We start from the raw sequence: 17636 nt of genomic DNA on the forward strand, positions 1-17636 counted from the left end.
CCTTGCTCGACCAACGCGGCTCGATACCGCGAATGACTACCCGAATCCGCACCTCGAACTGCGCAGATATTCCTTTCCATACTGCCTGCTGCGCCCGGGTATCTCGACCATCTACCCATTCCGTGTGAGCTGGTTCACCACTCGGAGCATTTACCGAGTTCGATTGCAACAACTCGATCAAATTCGGGCATTAATACCCCTCCGGATAGCTTGCACACGCAACTACCGATAGCGTCAGGGTGTGACTCTCTCGTTCAATGGGGTAGTTCAGAAGTTAGATCGAATCCGGACAAAGCAAGGCCCGGGTTCCGATGCTGCGCGTGAAATGGGGTTCGAGCAGCACAGAGAAGGCGTCGAACGCCTACTCGCGTCATACCGCGCCATTCCCGCCGATGCTTCTGTACGCCTGGCAAAGAAGACATCCAATCTGTTCCGCGCTCGCGCCAAGACGTCGGCCCCCGGCCTCGACGTCAGCGGTCTGGCAGGTGTCATCGCCGTCGATGCGCAGGCGCACACAGCCGACGTCGCCGGCATGTGCACCTACGAAGACCTCGTCGACGCGACGCTGCCCTACGGTCTGGCGCCACTGGTCGTACCTCAACTCAAGACCATCACCCTGGGCGGTGCGGTGACGGGCCTGGGCATCGAGTCCACCTCGTTCCGCAACGGCCTGCCACACGAGTCGGTGCTCGAAATCGACGTACTGACCGGCAGCGGCGAGATCATCACCGCAACGCCGGACGGCGAACACGCCGAACTGTTCTTCGGTTTCCCCAATTCCTACGGCACACTTGGCTATTCGACGCGATTGAAGATCGCACTCGAACCCGTCAAAAAGTACGTCGCCCTGCGTCACGTGCGCTTCGATTCGTTGAAGAAGCTCGAAGAAACGATGGATCGCATCGTCACCGAGCGCGAGTACGACGGGATCGCCGTCGACTATCTCGACGGGGTGGTCTTCACCGATTCCGAGAGCTACCTCACACTCGGCGTACAAACCGACGAGGAAGGCCCGGTCAGCGATTACACCGACCAGGACATCTTCTACCGGTCGATCCAGCATCCGTCACTCACACAGCCCAAGACGGATCGCTTGACCATTCGGGACTACCTGTGGCGCTGGGACACCGACTGGTTCTGGTGCTCACGGGCTTTCGGTGCACAGAACCCGAAGATTCGACGCTTCTGGCCCAAGCAGTACCTGCGCAGCAGCTTCTACTGGAAGCTGATCGCCCTCGACCACAAGTACGACATCGGAGATCGCCTCGAAAAGCGCAAGGGCAAGCCCCCGCGCGAACGCGTCGTCCAGGACGTCGAGGTACCCATCGAACGAACCGCGGACTTCGTCTCGTGGTTCCTCGAGGAAATTCCGATCGAACCACTGTGGTTGTGCCCGTTGCGTCTTCGTGAGCCCAGCCCGGCCGCTGCCTCAGCTTCTCGGCCGTGGCCCCTCTACCCCCTCGAACCCAAGCGCACCTACGTCAACATCGGCTTCTGGTCTTCGGTGCCGATCGTTCCCGGTGAGCGCGAGGGGGCAGCAAATCGACTGATCGAAGAAAAGGTCAGCGATTTCGACGGACACAAATCGCTCTACTCCGACTCCTACTACTCGAAGGAAGACTTCGAGGAGCTGTACTACGGCGGCGACCGGTACATCGGACTCAAGGAACGCTACGACCCGAAATCCCGTTTATTGGATCTATTCTCTAAGGCGGTGCAACGTAAATGACCACGTTCAAAGACTCCAAAAGCCAGGACAAGCTCTCTATTGCCGAGATTCTCGAGACGCTTTCCGACGGCATGCTGCCGCTTCGATTCACCGCGTACGACGGCAGCACCGCCGGCCCCGAAGATGCCGACTACGGACTGCACCTCAAGTCGACTCGCGGAACCACTTATCTCGCAACGGCGCCCGGCGATCTCGGCATGGCCCGTGCGTACGTCTCCGGCGATCTCGAAGCCGAGGGTGTTCACCCCGGTGATCCGTACGAGATCCTGCGCATCATGGGTGACGAACTCCACCTCAAGCGCCCGTCGGCACTGACACTCGCCAGCATCACCCGCTCACTGGGCTGGGATCTGTTGCGGCCCATCGCCCCGCCGCCCCAGGAACACCTTCCTCGCTGGCGTCGCGTCGCAGAAGGACTGCGTCACTCCAAGACTCGTGACGCCGAAGTCATCCATCACCATTACGACGTCTCCAACACCTTCTACGAGTACGTCCTCGGCCCGTCCATGACGTACACCTGTGCCGCCTACGACAATGCGGAACAGACGCTCGAAGAAGCCCAGGAGAACAAGTACCGCCTGGTGTTCGAGAAGCTCGGACTCCAGAAGGGTGATCGACTTCTCGACATCGGTTGCGGCTGGGGCTCGATGGTTCGCTACGCGGCCCGACGCGGTGTCAAGGTGATCGGCGTGACTCTCTCACGCGAGCAAGCGGATTGGGCACAGAAGGCCATCGAGGACGAGGGCCTCGCCGATCTCGCCCAGGTCCGTTTCTCCGACTACCGCGACGTGGCCGAGACGGGATTCGACGCAGTGTCCTCCATCGGCCTGACCGAGCACATCGGCGTCGGAAACTACCCGGCGTACTTCGAGTTCCTCAAGGGCAAGCTGCGTGAGGGTGGGCGTCTCCTCAACCACTGCATCACCCGTCCGGACAACCGAAGCAGTGCCAAGGCAGGCGGATTCATCGACCGGTACGTCTTCCCCGACGGGGAGCTCACCGGTTCGGGTCGCATCATCTCCGAGATCCAGAACGTCGGTCTCGAGGTGCGCCACGAGGAGAACCTGCGCGAGCACTACGCACTGACGCTCGCCGGATGGTGCCAGAACCTCGTCGACAACTGGGACGCCTGCGTCGCCGAGGTCGGCGAGGGAACCGCACGCGTCTGGGGCCTGTACATGGCCGGCTCACGACTCGGGTTCGAGCGCAATGTCGTTCAGCTGCACCAGGTTCTGGCCGTCAAGCTCGGCCCCAAGGGTGAGGCGCATGTGCCGCTTCGCCCGTGGTGGAAGGCCTAGGGAGCTCCGCTCCCTGTGAGTGGTTAAGGAGTCTCTGTACTCCTTAACCACTCACAGGCCCCGCAGGGGTTCTCCCCTCTTCTCCCCCAACCTCCCCGCCGCAAGACCGTCTCCACCTCGTGCGCAACCTGGCACGGGGTCTTCATCACCTCGTCGAATCCGTAGACCAACCGCGGACGACCTGCCAGCTCTGCCGCGTTGTCACGACGGCGATCACGGAATGCCACTTCGGCCATGGAATGCGCCCACCGACCGTCGAGACGCACGATCAACGGCACACCCACTTCGCTGTAATCACAATCCTCGTACAGCGTGCGCCCGTCGACGCGAACCGGTGATTGGCGTCTGGCCGCGGGCAACCCGTGTGCTTGCTCCACATCCACCGCATAGTGATATTCGAGAGTCGATTGCACCCCGTCGGCCAAAAGCTTCACCGCACTTTCGAGGGCCTTCCGGTATCTACGGGGTGAGCGCTCCTCCATGCGTCGGCGGACGTCCGTCAATCGGATGCGGCCGTTGGTGACTGTGGTGATGAGGCTGACATAGGCCTCACGCGGAGTCGGTTCTGCGACGGCCAGATCGAGTGCTGTATCAGCCTTGCCGGTGCGCGGCATCTGCGCGTCGACGCCAATGTGACGATGAGCCCTCGAACGGTGGACCACAACGCCGGGATGGAGGACAGTGCCGATCAGGGGTGATGGATGTCGGTCGGCGCCGAGGCCACGAACGAAAGTGGCGGCCTGAGAGATCGCAGACTTCCCGTACGGAACGGTGATATGTACGGGTGCAGTGCCATCCGGCCGACGCATCGACCATTCCTCAGCGGCGGTGTGATGGCTGAGCATCGAAGACCCGCCACCGTACAAGAGCGCGGCCTCGAGTACGGCATACCTGGTCAATGGGCCCGTGGTGACGGAGTAGACGCCGCGAAGAACAGTTTGCCAGCGTCCGACCTCAACTCGTTGTTTCACGCGAGAGCGAGGAAATCCGATGGTGTGAAGTTGAGTGTGAGTGACCAGTCCGTGCTGAGCATCGACGACGGTCTGCAATGCATCGATTTCTGTATGTGAAGGCATACGACGAGCCTGCAAATACATACAGAAGGATTTCGCCGAGAAAACCAATCTGTGGATAAAGCTGTGCGCGGTTAGGAAGTGTTGAGACTCCCTAACCGCGCACGGGGGCTATGCCCCTAGCGAAGCCGGCGGGGTGAACCGCGGGCCGTACTGCGCAGCGAGTTCCTTTGCGCGAGCAACGAAGCCGGCCGTGCCGCCCTCGTATCCGACGATGAACTGGTGAACGCCACCGGTCCAGGCCGGGAATCCGATGCCCATGATGGAGCCGATGTTGGCGTCCGCCGTGGTGATCAGGACGTTCTCGTCGAAGCACTTCTGCGTCTCGATCGCCTCGATGAACAGCATGCGGTCGATGAGGTCCTGGATCGGGGCGTCGGAGGTTCCGGAGTTGAAGTTCTCGCGGAGTCCGGACCACAGGCCGGTGCGCTTGCCCTCGGCGTAATCGTAGAAGCCGGCTCCACCGAGCTTGCCCTTACGATCGAACTTCTCGACGAGGGTGTTGATGACCTCGCCGGCCGGATCTGCCGGCAGTTCCTTGCCCTCGGCCTTGGCGGCGTCGGCAGATTCCTTGCGGATCTTCTGCATGAGGGTGAGGTTGAGCTCATCCGAAAGCTGAAGCGGCGCAGCCGGGTAACCGGCCTGCATACCGGCCTGCTCGATGGTGGCAGGCTCGACGCCCTCGGCGAGCATGCCGATGGCCTCGTTGATGAAGGTTCCGATGACACGCGAGGTGAAGAAGCCACGCGAGTCGTTGACCACGATCGGCGTCTTGCGGATCGCCTGGACGTAGTCGAACACGCGAGCCAGAGTCTCGTCGGAAGTCTTCTCACCGCGGATGATCTCCACCAGCGGCATCTTGTCGACGGGCGAGAAGAAGTGGATGCCGATGAAGTCTTCCTGACGCTTCACGCCGGTGGCGAGACCCGTGATGGGCAGCGTCGAAGTGTTCGAGCCCAGCAGCGCCTTGGGATCGACGATGTCCTCGATCTCCTGGAACACCTTGTGCTTGAGTTCCTGACTCTCGAAGACCGCTTCGATGACGAAGTCGACGCCGGCGAAATCTGCCGGGTCAGCCGTCGGGGTGATCTTGGCGAGGAGTGCGTCGGACTTCTCCTGCGTGGTCTTGCCGCGCGAGAGCGCCTTGGCCTCAATGCCTTCGGCGTACGCCTTCCCCTTGTTGGCAGCCTCGATGCTGACGTCCTTGAGGACGACGTCGAAGCCGGCCTTCGCGGAGACGTACGCGATGCCCGCGCCCATCATGCCCGCGCCGAGGACGCCGACCTTCTTGATGGTGGACTTCTCGATGCCTGCCGGACGTGAACCGCCGCCGTTGATCGACTGCAGGTCGAAGAAGAACGCCTGAATCATGTTCTTCGCGACGCGGCCGGTCACCAGCGAGGTGAAGTAGCGAGCCTCGATGAGGAGCGCGTTGTCGATGTCGACCTGCGAGCCTTCGACGGCTGCGGCCATGATGGCGCGCGGAGCCGGCATCGGAGCGCCCTTGAGCTGCTTACGCAGGTTCGCGGGGAACGCCGGGAGGTTGGCAGCGAATGCCGGGGTGGACGGGGTTCCGCCAGGGATCTTGTAGCCCTTGACATCCCACGGCTGAACGCCGCCTTCGGGGTTGGCCTTGATCCATGCCTTCGCAGCCGGAACCAGTTCTTCTACCGAGCCGACGACCTCGTCGATGAGGCCGACTTCCTTGGCCTGAACGGGTCCACGCTGCTGCCCCTGGAGCAGGACGCCCATGAGCGCGTTCTGCAGACCGAGCATCCGCACGGTGCGCACGACGCCGCCGCCGCCGGGCAGCAGGCCGAGGGTGACCTCGGGCAGGCCGATCTTGACGCCCTTGACGTCTGCCGCGATGCGGTGGTGGGTCGCGAGAGCGATCTCGAGGCCGCCGCCGAGCGCCGCGCCGTTGATGGCGGCGACTACCGGCTTGCCGAGAGTTTCGAGGCGACGCAGGTCTGCCTTGATCTCGACGCTGTGGTTGTAGATCTCCTCGGCCTGCTCGGGGCCGACCTTGATCATGTTCTTGAGGTCGCCACCGGCGAAGAAGGTCTTCTTGCCTGAGGTGATGACGGCACCGGTGATGGAGTCCTTCTCGGCGACCAGACGGTCGACGGTGGCCTTCATCGACGCGATGTACGCGTCGTTCATGGTGTTTGCGCCCTGGTTGGGATCGTTGATGGTGAGCACGACGATGCCGTCGGCGTCCTGGTCCCAGTTGATGATGTTCTGATCAGTCACTTTGCTTGACTCCTGGTAAGCCTCGTTGGAAGGACGGACGCCGCGTCAGACGCGCTCGATGATGGTGGCAACGCCCATACCGCCGCCGATGCACAGGGTGATGAGGGCGCGCTTGCCGCCACGACGCTCGAGCTCGTCGACCATCGTTCCGGTGATCATCGCGCCGGTTGCACCGAGCGGGTGACCCATGGCGATCGCGCCACCGTTGACGTTGAGCTTCTCGTCCGGGATGTTCAGGTCCTTCTGGAACTTCAGGACGACGGAAGCGAATGCCTCGTTGATCTCGAAGAGGTCGATGTCGTCGACCGTCAGGCCGGCAGCTGCCAGAACCTTCTTCGACGCCGGCGTCGGGCCGGTGAGCATGATGGTGGAGTCGGCGCCGCTGGTGGCGGTGGCGACGACGCGAGCGCGCGGCGTCAGACCCATGTCCTTGCCGGCCTGCTCGCTACCGACGAGCACGAGGGCAGCGCCGTCGACGATTCCCGAGCTGTTGCCGCCGTGGTGAACGTGGTTGATCTTCTCGACCCAGTGGTACTTCTGCAGCGATACGGCGTCGAATCCGCCGATTTCACCGATCACACCGAACGCGGAAGCCAGGCCGGCAAGGTTCTCGGCCGTGGTGCCCGGACGCATGTGCTCGTCGTTGTCGAGGATGGTGATGCCGTTGATGTCCTTGACCGGCACTACCGACTTGGCGAAGTATCCGCCGGTCCACGCCTTGGCGGCGAGGTCCTGCGAGCGCACGGCGTATGCATCGACGTCGTCACGCGAGAAGCCCTCGATGGTGGCGATGAGGTCTGCGCCGACGCCCTGCGGCACGAAGTAGTTGTCGTAGTTGGTGGCGGGGTCGAGCGCCCACGGTCCACCGTCGGATCCCATCGGAACGCGGGACATCGACTCGACGCCACCGGCGATCACCAGTTCGTCCCAGCCGGACCGAACCTTCTGAGCTGCCATGTTGACGGCTTCGAGGCCGGAAGCGCAGAAACGGTTGAGCTGAACGCCGCCGACGGTGTCCGGCAGTCCCGCATCGTTGACTGCAACGCGGGCGATGTCCATTCCCTGATCGCCAACGGGGGTGACGACGCCCAGGATGAGGTCGGAGATCCGATCCTCGTCGAGGTCGGGAAAGCGCACGCGCAGTTCCTGGATCAGACCCGTGACCAGCGAGATCGGCTTGACCGAGTGCAACGACCCGGTCTTCTTGCCGCGGCCTCGCGGGGTACGGATGGCTTCATAAATGAATGCCTCTGTGGTCACTGTGAGGTGTTCCTTCCGTGTAATTCGTCGAACCGGTCTGCAGATCGTCCGCGCCGCCTTCGGTGGTGGCGCATGGCCGAGGTACAGACCTCAGCCCTTTCACTGTAGAACGTGTTCCAAATTCATGGGAAGGACCGAAGCGATCCTGCTAGGTGACCGAGGTGATCCGACGCGCGAACGCCTGCCCGCTTCGGTTCATTTCGAGAGCGCCCCCGGAAGCACTCACGGCACGATGCGATACGGCAACATCATGTCGTGATCTTCGTGATCGAGTAGATGGCAATGCCACACGTATCCCTGGAGCCGACCGGTGTTACTCGCGTCGTGGTTGCTCATGCCGTGATGCCCGTTTCCCTGATGCGCCTGATCACCGCCCGTCATCCCACCGCCCGTCATCACAGCGCTCGTCATCACAGCGCTCGGAAGACGATCGAACATCGCGTCGGGATCGAAACCCAGCTCATCCTCGGTGGGGAATCGCACGATGATCCGGGTGACAGTGCCGCCGTCCACCCTGACGGTGTCCTTCATCCCCGCTTCCCACGGCGCCGGCGCGATCATCGGCCCCGCCTCGAACCCGTCGGGCGACGGAGTCCACTTGTTGCCGATCACCGGCTGCGGATGGCGGATCAAGTACTCCAGCGTCCGCATCGGTGTCCTGCCGAGAATCCGGAAATTCACCAGGTGCAGGTGTATCGGATGCGGGTCCGGCGTGGTGTTGACGATGTTCCACTGCTCGACGGTGCCTTGCCGCGGCCTCTCGACGTCCGTGGTGCTGAACGTCAGGTTGTTCAGCGTCATCTGAGCCGGTGGATTCCGCAGTTCCAGTTGCTGGCTCACTGTCACCGTGCGAATTACCGTCGGCTGCTCCAACGGGGCGAGAACGTCACGTTGTCGGCGCCCACCGCGCAGTTGCGACGGAACACCACCGGTGAATCCGCGCCTGGAGTCGCCGCGGAACCGGCAGAACAGCGGCATAGTCACTTCACCGATGACAGCAGCGGGCAGCGGGGGCGCCTCGTCGTTGCGGAGCTCCACCGTCGAACCCTCCGACAGTCCGGTGAAATCGACGAGGAGGTCGTACCGCTCCCCCGGTGCGCAGCGGAAGGCATTGACCGCGACGGGTGCGTCGAGCATTCCGGCGTCGTTGCCGATGACCCAGAACGTCATCATGTTCGAGAAGTGAAGATTCCACACACTTGCCGACGACGCATTGACGATGCGGAAGCGGTAAAGGCCCCGAGCCACAGACAGTTCCGGCCACACCTTGCCGTTGACCAAGCCGACGTCGCCCACCGCGCCGCCTTCCCACGATCCTTCCGGGATCAAGATGGTGGATCGGCCGTTCTGGGCGCCTGTCGGCGTGAAGATCTTCTCCTGCAGGATCAACGGGATCTCGAATTCCTCGGCCGGCAACCCCAACGGATTTCCCAGTTTGCCGGTGTCGAATTCATCCCTGATCAGATAGTTGCCGATCAGACCGGCGTAGACGTTGAGCCGGGTGATGCCCATCGCGTGATCGTGATACCAGAGGTGGGCGGCTTCCTGACCGTGCGAAAAGTGATGCATCGCAGCCTGTCCCGGCATCACCAGCAGTTCCGGGTGGCCGTCGCTCTCAGGTGAAGTGACTCCACCGTGCAAGTGCAACGACGTCGGCGGTTTCGCACGAAAGTCGGCCTGCATTCCGTGCAGCGTCATATCCATGTCCGCTGCCAACGGATGTCCGGTCAGATCGTTCTCGAACGTCAACATGATCGGCTCGCCGGAATGCGCCTCGACGGTCGGGCCCAGATAGCCGCCACCGATCTCTCCGCTGCGGTACGACAGTGCCGGGGACGATGGAAAGTCCCGATGAAAGGCATGTTGCCCCACTTGCGCTGTCAGCGTGATCTCGTTTCCGGAAAGCGTCGACAACGAGGGTAGTTCGTCACAAAACGGCTCGAACTCCGGCGAATGAAAAATCAACGGCGACTCGATGTCCGCGCTCCCGGTTGGAACAGCACTTGCCTTTGTACCCAATGCAACCGCCACCGTGCCGACTGCCGCCCCCTTCAGAACCGACCTTCTCGAAACCCCGATACCCATACATACCCCTCCCCATCGAAACGGGTTGCGTTCTCCGGCAAGGAAAACGCAACCCGTCTCTCCACTTCGATCTCGGAAAATCCCCCGTCTACTTTCCGTCGATCGCCTCCAGCACCGAATCGATCAGTGACTGCGGAAGTTTCGACGGCGGAGAGATTTCCAGTTCTCCCGGAGCGCCCGGCATCGTCCAGACAGTTCTGTGCCGAGCGATCGCGAGCTTCTCCCGTGATCCGTCCTGATTGACCTTGAAGTACTCGAACTCGAGGTCGATCCCCCTCTCGTAGAGGGCAGCCAAGGACATCGTGACCAGGACGTCGTCGAACGGCATGACCTCGCGCAGATGCTCAACCCTGGTGTGCACACAACGAAGTTCCCCGAGAGCGCCTCTGGCCGCCATGGCCTCACGCTGAGAACGGACCAGGAACTTGTCCCGAACCCTCGACTGCCAGATGTAATAGTTGCCGAAGTAGATGTTGCCCACGACGTTTCCGTCCTGCAACGTCGTCGAGAACACCTCGGATTCGAGCAGGTACGGATTGCGCGGCACCATCGGAGCCGAGCGGATCACGGAACCACGATCGACGTTCTTCGGTTCGGTGGGAACAGCGATGTTCTTCGTCCCCGTCGGAATCGTCATCGGCTCGATGAAATCGTGGAAGTACTGCGGCATCGGCCGTGCCGCCACCACACCGTGGGAGAGGATTTCCACCCACGTCGTCTGCATCGCACTCCACCCGATGTGAGTGCGCGTCTCGCCGTCGACCCGGCACCATTCGACATGCAGATTGGTGGTTGCCCGATCCGGACCGGTGAGCTCGGTGATCCAGATCGTCCCCTCGACAATGTCGTCGGTGTACAGGTTCGCATCGATGAACACCTCGGAGTTGTTGGTCACCATGCCCCAACGACCCGTCGCCATGTCCTCCACGATCTGCTTCGAGATCGGTCCGGTTCCCCTCTCTCGCAAAGCGCCCAACCACAGCGCGAAGCTCGCGAACCCCACTGATCCACCGACGTTGCACGCGTCCCGGAACCCGACGGGGAACCGGATCGACACCGCCGGATAGCCGCTCCGGGCCACCACATGCACGTCGGAGCCGTAGGCCATCGGATCGAACTGCGCGAGAGACTTCGCCGACAACGGGCCGGTGTCGAACTGTGGTGCCGGGTCCTGCGCCGACTCTTCGGCATCCGCCTCGTCCGAAACACGCTCTTCGGCATCCGCCTCATCGGTCACGAAAGCGAGAATCCGCTCCTCGTTGTCCGTCAACAGAGCCGGAAAGGTCAGAACCACCACGCTTCCCTCTGCGCCGCCGCGGAAGGTCACTGCGTCTTCCTCCCTGGCGCCCATCGCCAGAGAAACCGACATCTGCCCCGTGGCCTTTCGGATCGCCTCGGCCGCCGCCCACAGCCTGGTTCCCGCACGATCGAGTGATTCGCCGCCTGCGATCAACTCGTCGAGCAGCGGAATCCGCGCCGAACCCAGAAGCGCCTTCCACTGCACGACGGTTCGGGAGCGAATCGGTTCGATGTCACACCCCTGAGGCCAGTCGCCGGCCGAACTGAGTGACTTGCTGCCGTCGTGCGAGAGCGAGACATCCACAGAGGGCGGAATATCACCGACAACGACGGGCTTTCCGGTTTCCTGCCATTCGATGGCAAAGGCATTACTCATTTGATCACCACATCCTCATCGAGATGAATGTTCACGGCCGCCTCGGCGATCGGTTTCTCCTGCTCGTGGCGTTCCGACTTGGTCAACTCGTGAATCCCCGGGGTGTGCGCGACCACAACCCGCGGGCTCTTCACTCCCAACGCCCGGCTGTGTTGCGCGAGCTTGTCGAGAATGATCTGTGCGTCGCGCGCAGTCGGATCCGCGATTTCCTCAGCCGTAGGACGGCTTTCGTCGTGGGAGAGAATCTGGGAGCGATATCCCTCGAGCTGCATCACCACTCGTCCGTCCTTCACCACCGCCACGTCGGCTTGCATGTGGGTCTCTGTCTGCACCTTGTCGTAGGCGTACGCGGTGAACGAACGAGCCTCGAATCGTCCGTCGTACATGTCGATTCGCGCAATGTTGACCGGAAGGCAGATCTCCCGCGGAACCATGATCTGGCCCGATTGGAGCAGGGAATCGAGGAAATACGGATCACCGAGGAGATGCTGCTTACGGTCGGCTCGCGAAATAGCACTGAAGAGAATGTGCTCGGAATCGAGGCTCGAGATCTCTTCGAGTCGGCGGAAATCGCCCTCCTGGAACAGCAACCACGAGTAGAGGTCGTCCAACGGATCGATGTCGAGCACAGGTCGCGGCAACTCCTTCTCGAACTCCGGCAGTGATTCGTCCAGCCCGAAGATGAAGTCGGCCGAGAAATGGGGCCGCCCGTACCCGGTCCGTTCGGTGCCGATCGTGACATGCACCCGCGTTCCTGCGGCATCACGATCCTGCTCCACGACGCTTGCCTTGATCTCGACTCTGGTGCCCTCGACCGTGTCGACGACGATCGGTCGATCCAGTTTGATGTCGTCGATGCGGACGCGACCCAGGGTCACGCGTCCCGTGACATACGCCGCCGCCTGCGACATCGCCTCGAGCCCGAACACCGTCGGAAGCAGCGCCGATCCCTTCCAGACATGATCGAGGACAAAGGGATCCGCCGACGTGGACAACGTCGTCCGGGTCACCAGTTCTACCTGAGGCTCGAATGTCACCACTTGGTCGATGTAGCGCGACACCGCCGGCAGAGCCGGTGCTGCAGGCGCCCAGGTGTCGAGACCGTCGAGTCGACTGGTCACGACGATACGACTCGCCTCGGGTCCGCTGTCGACCAGGCGAAGGAAATGATCCACTCCCGCAGCCGTCGAAATCGGCATGACACCCATCTTCGCGAGGTGGTTGACACTGCCCATGCGGGCGCCCATTCCGGTCTCTCCCCACACGCTGTACGCGAGTGAGAACGTCCGAGTCTTCGGGTGCCTGGCGGCATACCGCACCACCATTTCGTCGAGAAGCTCGTTTCCGTATGCATACCAACTGTTTCCGGGCATACCCGTGAATCCGATGATGGAAGAGAAGCCCACGAACAGCTTCAAGTCACGATCAGCGAGCGCTTCGACGAAGTTGGCTGCGCCCAGGACCTTAGGTGCAACCTCCTTGAAAGCCGCAGCGCTGTCGACTCTCTCGAACCGCCGCGGAACATTTGCCCCCGCACCGTGGACAAACCCGGTGATCGGCCCCACCTCGACCTCGATCTGGGCGACGACGCCGGCCACCGCCGCGGCATCCGTGACGTTGCAGCGATAGTAGTGAGCGCTCAAACCGGCAGACGTGAAGTCCGCAAGAGTGGAGGCGATTTCGTCGCCCGCTTGTCGCTGAGAGCTTCCGATCAGCACCAGTTCGGCGCCGGTCTTTCGACCGAGGGCCAGAGCACATTGGGCCATGATGCCTTTCGCGCCACCGGTCACGACCACGACATCCGAACTTCCCAATCCGCTTTCGCGGACGGTGTAGTCGTTGGAGGCGAGAACCCGCGGTTGCAGTGCCGTGCGTCCCATCTCGGCGTCGTAAGTCGCGAACACATAGGGTGCAACCGAATCCAACTCGGAGACGACAGTGGCTGCCACCTCCGCGTCCGCAGTCGAGCCGTCGAATCCTATGACGCGCACATCCAGTTCGGGACGCTCGTGATGCACCGAAGCGGTGAAAGCCGCCACACTCGGCACCGGCGCTGGATTGCTCAACTCGACATCGGTGAACTGAACCACTGCCAATGTGGTTCGCGCGCCTCCACTTTGCTGCGCCGGAACTATCTTGTACATGTGTTCGATCCCACGGCGCAAGCCGCTTTCGGTGACGGAATCATCGGTCACGCGCGGCATTACGGCAACCACGTGGTGTGCATTCGCAGTAGTGCTGTCGGAGAATGTGCGAATGTCGACCTGAGCGCCACGACCTCGAAGTTCGGATTCCAACCTTCCGACCAAACCAGCGTCGTCACCGATGACGACAAACGTCGTGTCCGTGAGGTCTCGGACTCCGTGCAACGCTGTCTCGCTCCGAACCTTTTCCAGGGTGTAATCGCGAACCCAGGTGAAGCTGTCGGCTGATATACCCTTTGCCTTCGCCGGCAGCGCTCGCGCAGCCGGCTGCTGCTGCCCCGACTTCTCCTTCGCGGACCGATCGAGCACTTCGATCAGTTCACCCAGGCTGACGTTGACGAGTTCGGCCGGATCCAGGTCACCCTGAACACCCAATCGTGTTGCCACCGTCGCGATTGCATCGGCGGCCTTGATCGAGTCCATGTTCAGGTCGTCCAGAAGGTGGAGATCGACGTCGAGAGACTCCACCGGAAATCCGGTGTCCTCCGCGATTACCTCGAGCAGTATTCGCGACACGTCCGACTGCGCCGAACTCGCTGCTGGAACGGCAGAACCGGGATGCGGTGATGCCGCAAGGATCAGCGATGCTGCTTCTCCGATGGTGGCGTTGGCCAACTCGGCAGGGTCGAGGTCGACAACCTCGAACTGATGTGCAACCTTCGAAATAGCCTCTGCCGCACTGATCGAGTCGAGATTCAGATCATCGAGCAGACGCAGATCCGTCGTGATCGACTCGGCGGGGAATCCCGTCGTATCGGCGAGGATCCTGATCAGCTCACTTTCCACGGACCCAGCGCCCGCGACAGCCGGCTCTTCGACTACCGGAGCCGAAACCGGCGAAGGAGCTTTCGCTGCTACAGATTCGTGGCCGTTGGTGACTGCCCGCGAAGTCGGAGCAGATGGAACAGATGGAGAAGACGGAGAAGTCGCTCCACTGCCTACATCCGCGCGAATGACGTCGACGAGGAAGGTCCCGCGTCGGCTCAGGTAATCGGCCAGCGCCGCAGCCGGATCCCCGCCGGACGTACCAAGTGCGAGCGGTTCGGGAGCAGAGGTAACCGTCAGCTTCGCCTCGGCCAGGTTCTCGATGAATACCTTCTGATCGGCAGGAACGAATTCGCGCACGAACCGGCCGTCGAAAAGCTCGTTCCAGCGGACCTGAGCGCCGTGTACGTACATCGCGGCCAGTGCGACGTTGAAGTCCTCGTCGCGTCCGGACTTGGACGCAACGGGGAAGCAGCGCACGCCGTCGGTCCCATTGATCGCCTTGGTGAGCCCGGTCAGCACACGGCCGGGTCCGACCTCGACGAGCAGGTCCACTTCCTGCGAGATCCCACTTACCGTCTTGACCCAGTCAACCGGTGAGACAACCTGTTTGGTGACCAATTCGCGAAGTGCCAGTGGCGTCTGTACGCGTTCCCCTTCGACACAGGAATACACGGGGCAAGTCAACGAATCGACTTGCTCCTCAACGGGCGCAGTGGACTTCAGCTCCCGTTCGGCCTCGTTCATCATCTCGGAGTGGAAAGCATTCGACACGGCAAGCGCCTGAGCCGACACTCCGCGCGTCTTCGCGATGGCAACCACATCGTCGACCGCGTCTTTGGTACCCGAAACCACACTCTGCGTGGGCGTATTCAGATTCGCGACGGTCGCGTAACCCTTTGCCTCCGCGATGATCGCCTCAGCCGTCGATCGGTCGCAGGTCAGGCTCGCCATTGCGCCGTTTCCACCACCACTGACAGCCATGGCCGCGCCCTTCGCCGCAGCCAAGGTGATCAGCGTCTTCTGGTCGTAAGCTCCGGCCGCGTAGAGCGCAGTCAACTCCCCGAGACTGTGGCCGGCGACAGCACTGGGTGTGACACCCAATCGGCGGAGGTACTCGAACCAGAGCAGCGACGCCAAGGCGACGGCGGGCTGGGTGAACTGTGTCTGGGCGAGGTCCCGCTTCCACTTCGCCAATTCCGCAGCGTCAGCGCTCTTGACCGGGTTCCGCAGAATCCGCGGCGTGATCGCCTCCGCTCCAACTCCCTCCAACCAGCCGTCCGCCTTGGTCGCCAGTTCGCGCGCCCACTCGAAGCGCTCGATCAGCACGCGAGCCATCTCGAGTTGTTGGGATCCCTGTCCAGGGAACAGGAATCCGATGTCGTGGCGGACGCTGTTAGAGATCGAGATCTCGTTGCTCACCACCTTGACCTGGCCGGAAGCTGGAGCGGAGTTCTCGCAGATCACGGCAAGCTGACGCATGCGTTCGGCCAACTGCGCGGGACGTCCGGCCACCACTGCGGCACGGAAGGGCGCGGTCGGCGAGATCACTCGCGAGAGTTTCGCCGAAAAGTCCAGCAGCTCCGCAACACTCAACGGAACCGCCAGATCTGCAACATCCCGCGCTCGGGTCGCCAAGTCCACCGCGGAATCTGCAGAGAGTACGAATACCTCGGTGTCCTGATACGACGCCATCATCGTGCGGACGTCTTGCGAGGGTGTCAGCTTGCTGGACGGTGCATCAGCCGATTCGATCGCGACGTGGCAGTTGATACCGCCGAAACCCATGGCTTGCGCACCGGCACGCATCTTCTCCGACGGATCTCTGATCTCGCCGTTGACAAGCGGAAAGAGTGCCGGTGCTTCGGTTCCGAACGCCGGGTTCGGGTCGGTGCAACCGGCGAGCGGCGGAAGGATTCGTTGATTGACGGCCATGGTCGCCTTGATCAGCGCAAGGATGCCCGACGCCGCCTTCGTGTGCCCGATCAGCGACTTCAGTGAGGTCATGCCGATGCTACGAGCCTCGACTGGTCCGTCCGTCTGCGCGGCCTGCTGGACGCCGGCCAATTCGACAGGGTCCCCGACGGGAGTACCAGTTCCGTGTCCTTCGACAAAGGCAACCTCGCTGGCCGCGAATCCCGCTCCCGAGTATGCGCGACGGATCATTTCGGCCTGAGTTTCGGCGCGGGGCTTGGTAATTCCACCCTTGCCATCGGTAGAGATGCCCCAGCCGCGAATCGTCGCGTACACGTAGTCGCCGTCCGCCCTGGCGTCCTCGAGTCGTTTCAAGGCCACGAATCCGCAACCTTCACCCGGGATGAATCCGCTTCGGCTTGCGTCGTACACGTTCATGTCGCCGCGTGTCAGTGCACCCAAACGGGCGAATCCCACCAGTTCCAAAGGATCCAGGCTGACGTCGACTCCACCTGCCAATACGAAGTCGGCCGCGCCGGACGCCAGCTTTTCGGCTGCAGTCGCCACCGCGAGCATTCCGGACGCGCACGCACCGTCCACGACGTACCCGCCGCCGTTGAAGTCGAGGTAATTGCAGATACGGCCGGCGATCGTATTCGACAACATGCCGGCCAGAGTGTCTTCACTCGGCTCCACCAACGGGCCTTTGTAGACCTCTTCCATCGTCTCGGCGAGAGCATCGGCGACGGAACTGTCCAACTGGCGCGCTTCGGCTGCCACAGCGAGTGCGCGCTTGACGTAAGGCCAACGCAAACGCATCGACCACATCCGGGATTCTTCACCGGTGAGGGAGTTGCCGACGATTGCGGCGCTGCGTCCAGTTGGCACCGATCCTCGGCTGTAGCCCGCGTCCGCCAAAGCCCCGAGTGCTGTTTCCAGCGCCAACCAGTGTGTGAGATCTGTCGACTTGAAGGTTCGCTCCGGTATCCGGCGACCGACCCAGTCGAATTCGAAACCGTCCATGAACGCGCCGCGGTCGGCGTATGTCTTGTCGACGTCGTCAGGGCTCGCGCTCCAGTAGTCGTCGAGCGACATCCGCGACTCGGGAAACTTTCGGAATTGCATCCGTCGCGCGAGGACGTTCTCCCAAAATCCTTGCAGATCATGGGCACCGGGAGACCACATGCTCATCCCGACTATCGCGATCGCGGGATTAGTTGAATCTTCAGTCATCTTACACTTCCTATTTTCGCGCGCATCCACGGGAGACTCAATCGACCGAAGACTAACCACGCGTTCAGCCGTGTGTAAAACGCAGATTCACCTCAAGGCATAAACAAATAACAAAGGTCGTTCAGCTCCGTGAACATGTGTCAGCAA

General features: G+C 62.0%; 8 protein-coding genes. 2 read left to right on the top strand and 6 right to left on the bottom strand.

Annotated features, from left to right (window positions below):
* Nucleotides 1-325: 325 nt before the first annotated feature.
* A complete protein-coding gene (locus tag CPI83_RS26935; RefSeq protein WP_019746543.1) occupies nucleotides 326-1729 on the top strand; it encodes an FAD-binding oxidoreductase in 1404 nt (467 codons plus the stop codon).
* Nucleotides 1726-3027: a class I SAM-dependent methyltransferase gene (locus CPI83_RS26940; RefSeq protein WP_003943932.1), complete on the top strand. Its 1302-nt coding sequence runs from the start codon at nucleotides 1726-1728 to the stop codon at nucleotides 3025-3027. The genes CPI83_RS26935 and CPI83_RS26940 overlap by 4 nt, the downstream gene beginning before the upstream one ends.
* Before the next feature lie 23 nt (nucleotides 3028-3050).
* Here CPI83_RS26940 and CPI83_RS26945 read toward each other — a convergent pair whose 3' ends face one another.
* The 6 genes from CPI83_RS26945 to CPI83_RS26970 all read right to left on the bottom strand — a co-directional run bounded on the left by CPI83_RS26945 (nucleotide 3051) and on the right by CPI83_RS26970 (nucleotide 17489).
* Entirely contained in the window at nucleotides 3051-4103 is a 1053-nt protein-coding gene (locus CPI83_RS26945) for a hypothetical protein (protein WP_232816814.1), read from the bottom strand.
* A gap of 108 nt (nucleotides 4104-4211) precedes the next feature.
* Nucleotides 4212-6353: a 3-hydroxyacyl-CoA dehydrogenase NAD-binding domain-containing protein gene (locus CPI83_RS26950; protein ID WP_003943799.1), complete on the bottom strand. Its 2142-nt coding sequence runs from the start codon at nucleotides 6351-6353 to the stop codon at nucleotides 4212-4214.
* A 45-nt stretch (nucleotides 6354-6398) separates the two neighbouring features.
* The gene (locus CPI83_RS26955) at nucleotides 6399-7613 is read right to left on the bottom strand and encodes an acetyl-CoA C-acetyltransferase (RefSeq protein WP_003943886.1); all 1215 of its coding nucleotides are present in this window, start codon (nucleotides 7611-7613) and stop codon (nucleotides 6399-6401) included.
* A 222-nt stretch (nucleotides 7614-7835) separates the two neighbouring features.
* A complete protein-coding gene (locus CPI83_RS26960; RefSeq protein WP_097387983.1) occupies nucleotides 7836-9698 on the bottom strand; it encodes a multicopper oxidase domain-containing protein in 1863 nt (620 codons plus the stop codon).
* An 88-nt stretch (nucleotides 9699-9786) separates the two neighbouring features.
* Nucleotides 9787-11373 carry a hypothetical protein gene (locus CPI83_RS26965; RefSeq protein WP_097387984.1) on the bottom strand — a complete coding sequence of 529 codons (1587 nt, stop codon included), beginning with the start codon at nucleotides 11371-11373 and terminating at the stop codon, nucleotides 9787-9789.
* A complete protein-coding gene (locus CPI83_RS26970; protein ID WP_097387985.1) occupies nucleotides 11370-17489 on the bottom strand; it encodes a type I polyketide synthase in 6120 nt (2039 codons plus the stop codon). Before CPI83_RS26970 ends, CPI83_RS26965 begins: the two co-directional genes overlap by 4 nt.
* Between the last annotated feature and the right edge of the window lie 147 nt (nucleotides 17490-17636).

It is taken from the genome of Rhodococcus sp. H-CA8f, assembly GCF_002501585.1.
Taxonomy (GTDB): Bacteria; Actinomycetota; Actinomycetes; order Mycobacteriales; family Mycobacteriaceae; genus Rhodococcus_F; species Rhodococcus_F erythropolis.

Excerpts from the sequence above, each read along its gene's own strand:
- CPI83_RS26935 (WP_019746543.1), top strand. The coding sequence starts at position 326 with ATGGGGTTCGAGCAGCACAGAGAAGGCGTCGAACGCCTACTCGCGTCA.
- CPI83_RS26960 (WP_097387983.1), bottom strand. The coding sequence starts at position 9,698 with ATGGGTATCGGGGTTTCGAGAAGGTCGGTTCTGAAGGGGGCGGCAGTC.
- CPI83_RS26940 (WP_003943932.1), top strand. The coding sequence starts at position 1,726 with ATGACCACGTTCAAAGACTCCAAAAGCCAGGACAAGCTCTCTATTGCC.
- CPI83_RS26965 (WP_097387984.1), bottom strand. The coding sequence starts at position 11,373 with ATGAGTAATGCCTTTGCCATCGAATGGCAGGAAACCGGAAAGCCCGTC.
- CPI83_RS26970 (WP_097387985.1), bottom strand. The coding sequence starts at position 17,489 with ATGACTGAAGATTCAACTAATCCCGCGATCGCGATAGTCGGGATGAGC.
- CPI83_RS26945 (WP_232816814.1), bottom strand. The coding sequence starts at position 4,103 with ATGCCTTCACATACAGAAATCGATGCATTGCAGACCGTCGTCGATGCT.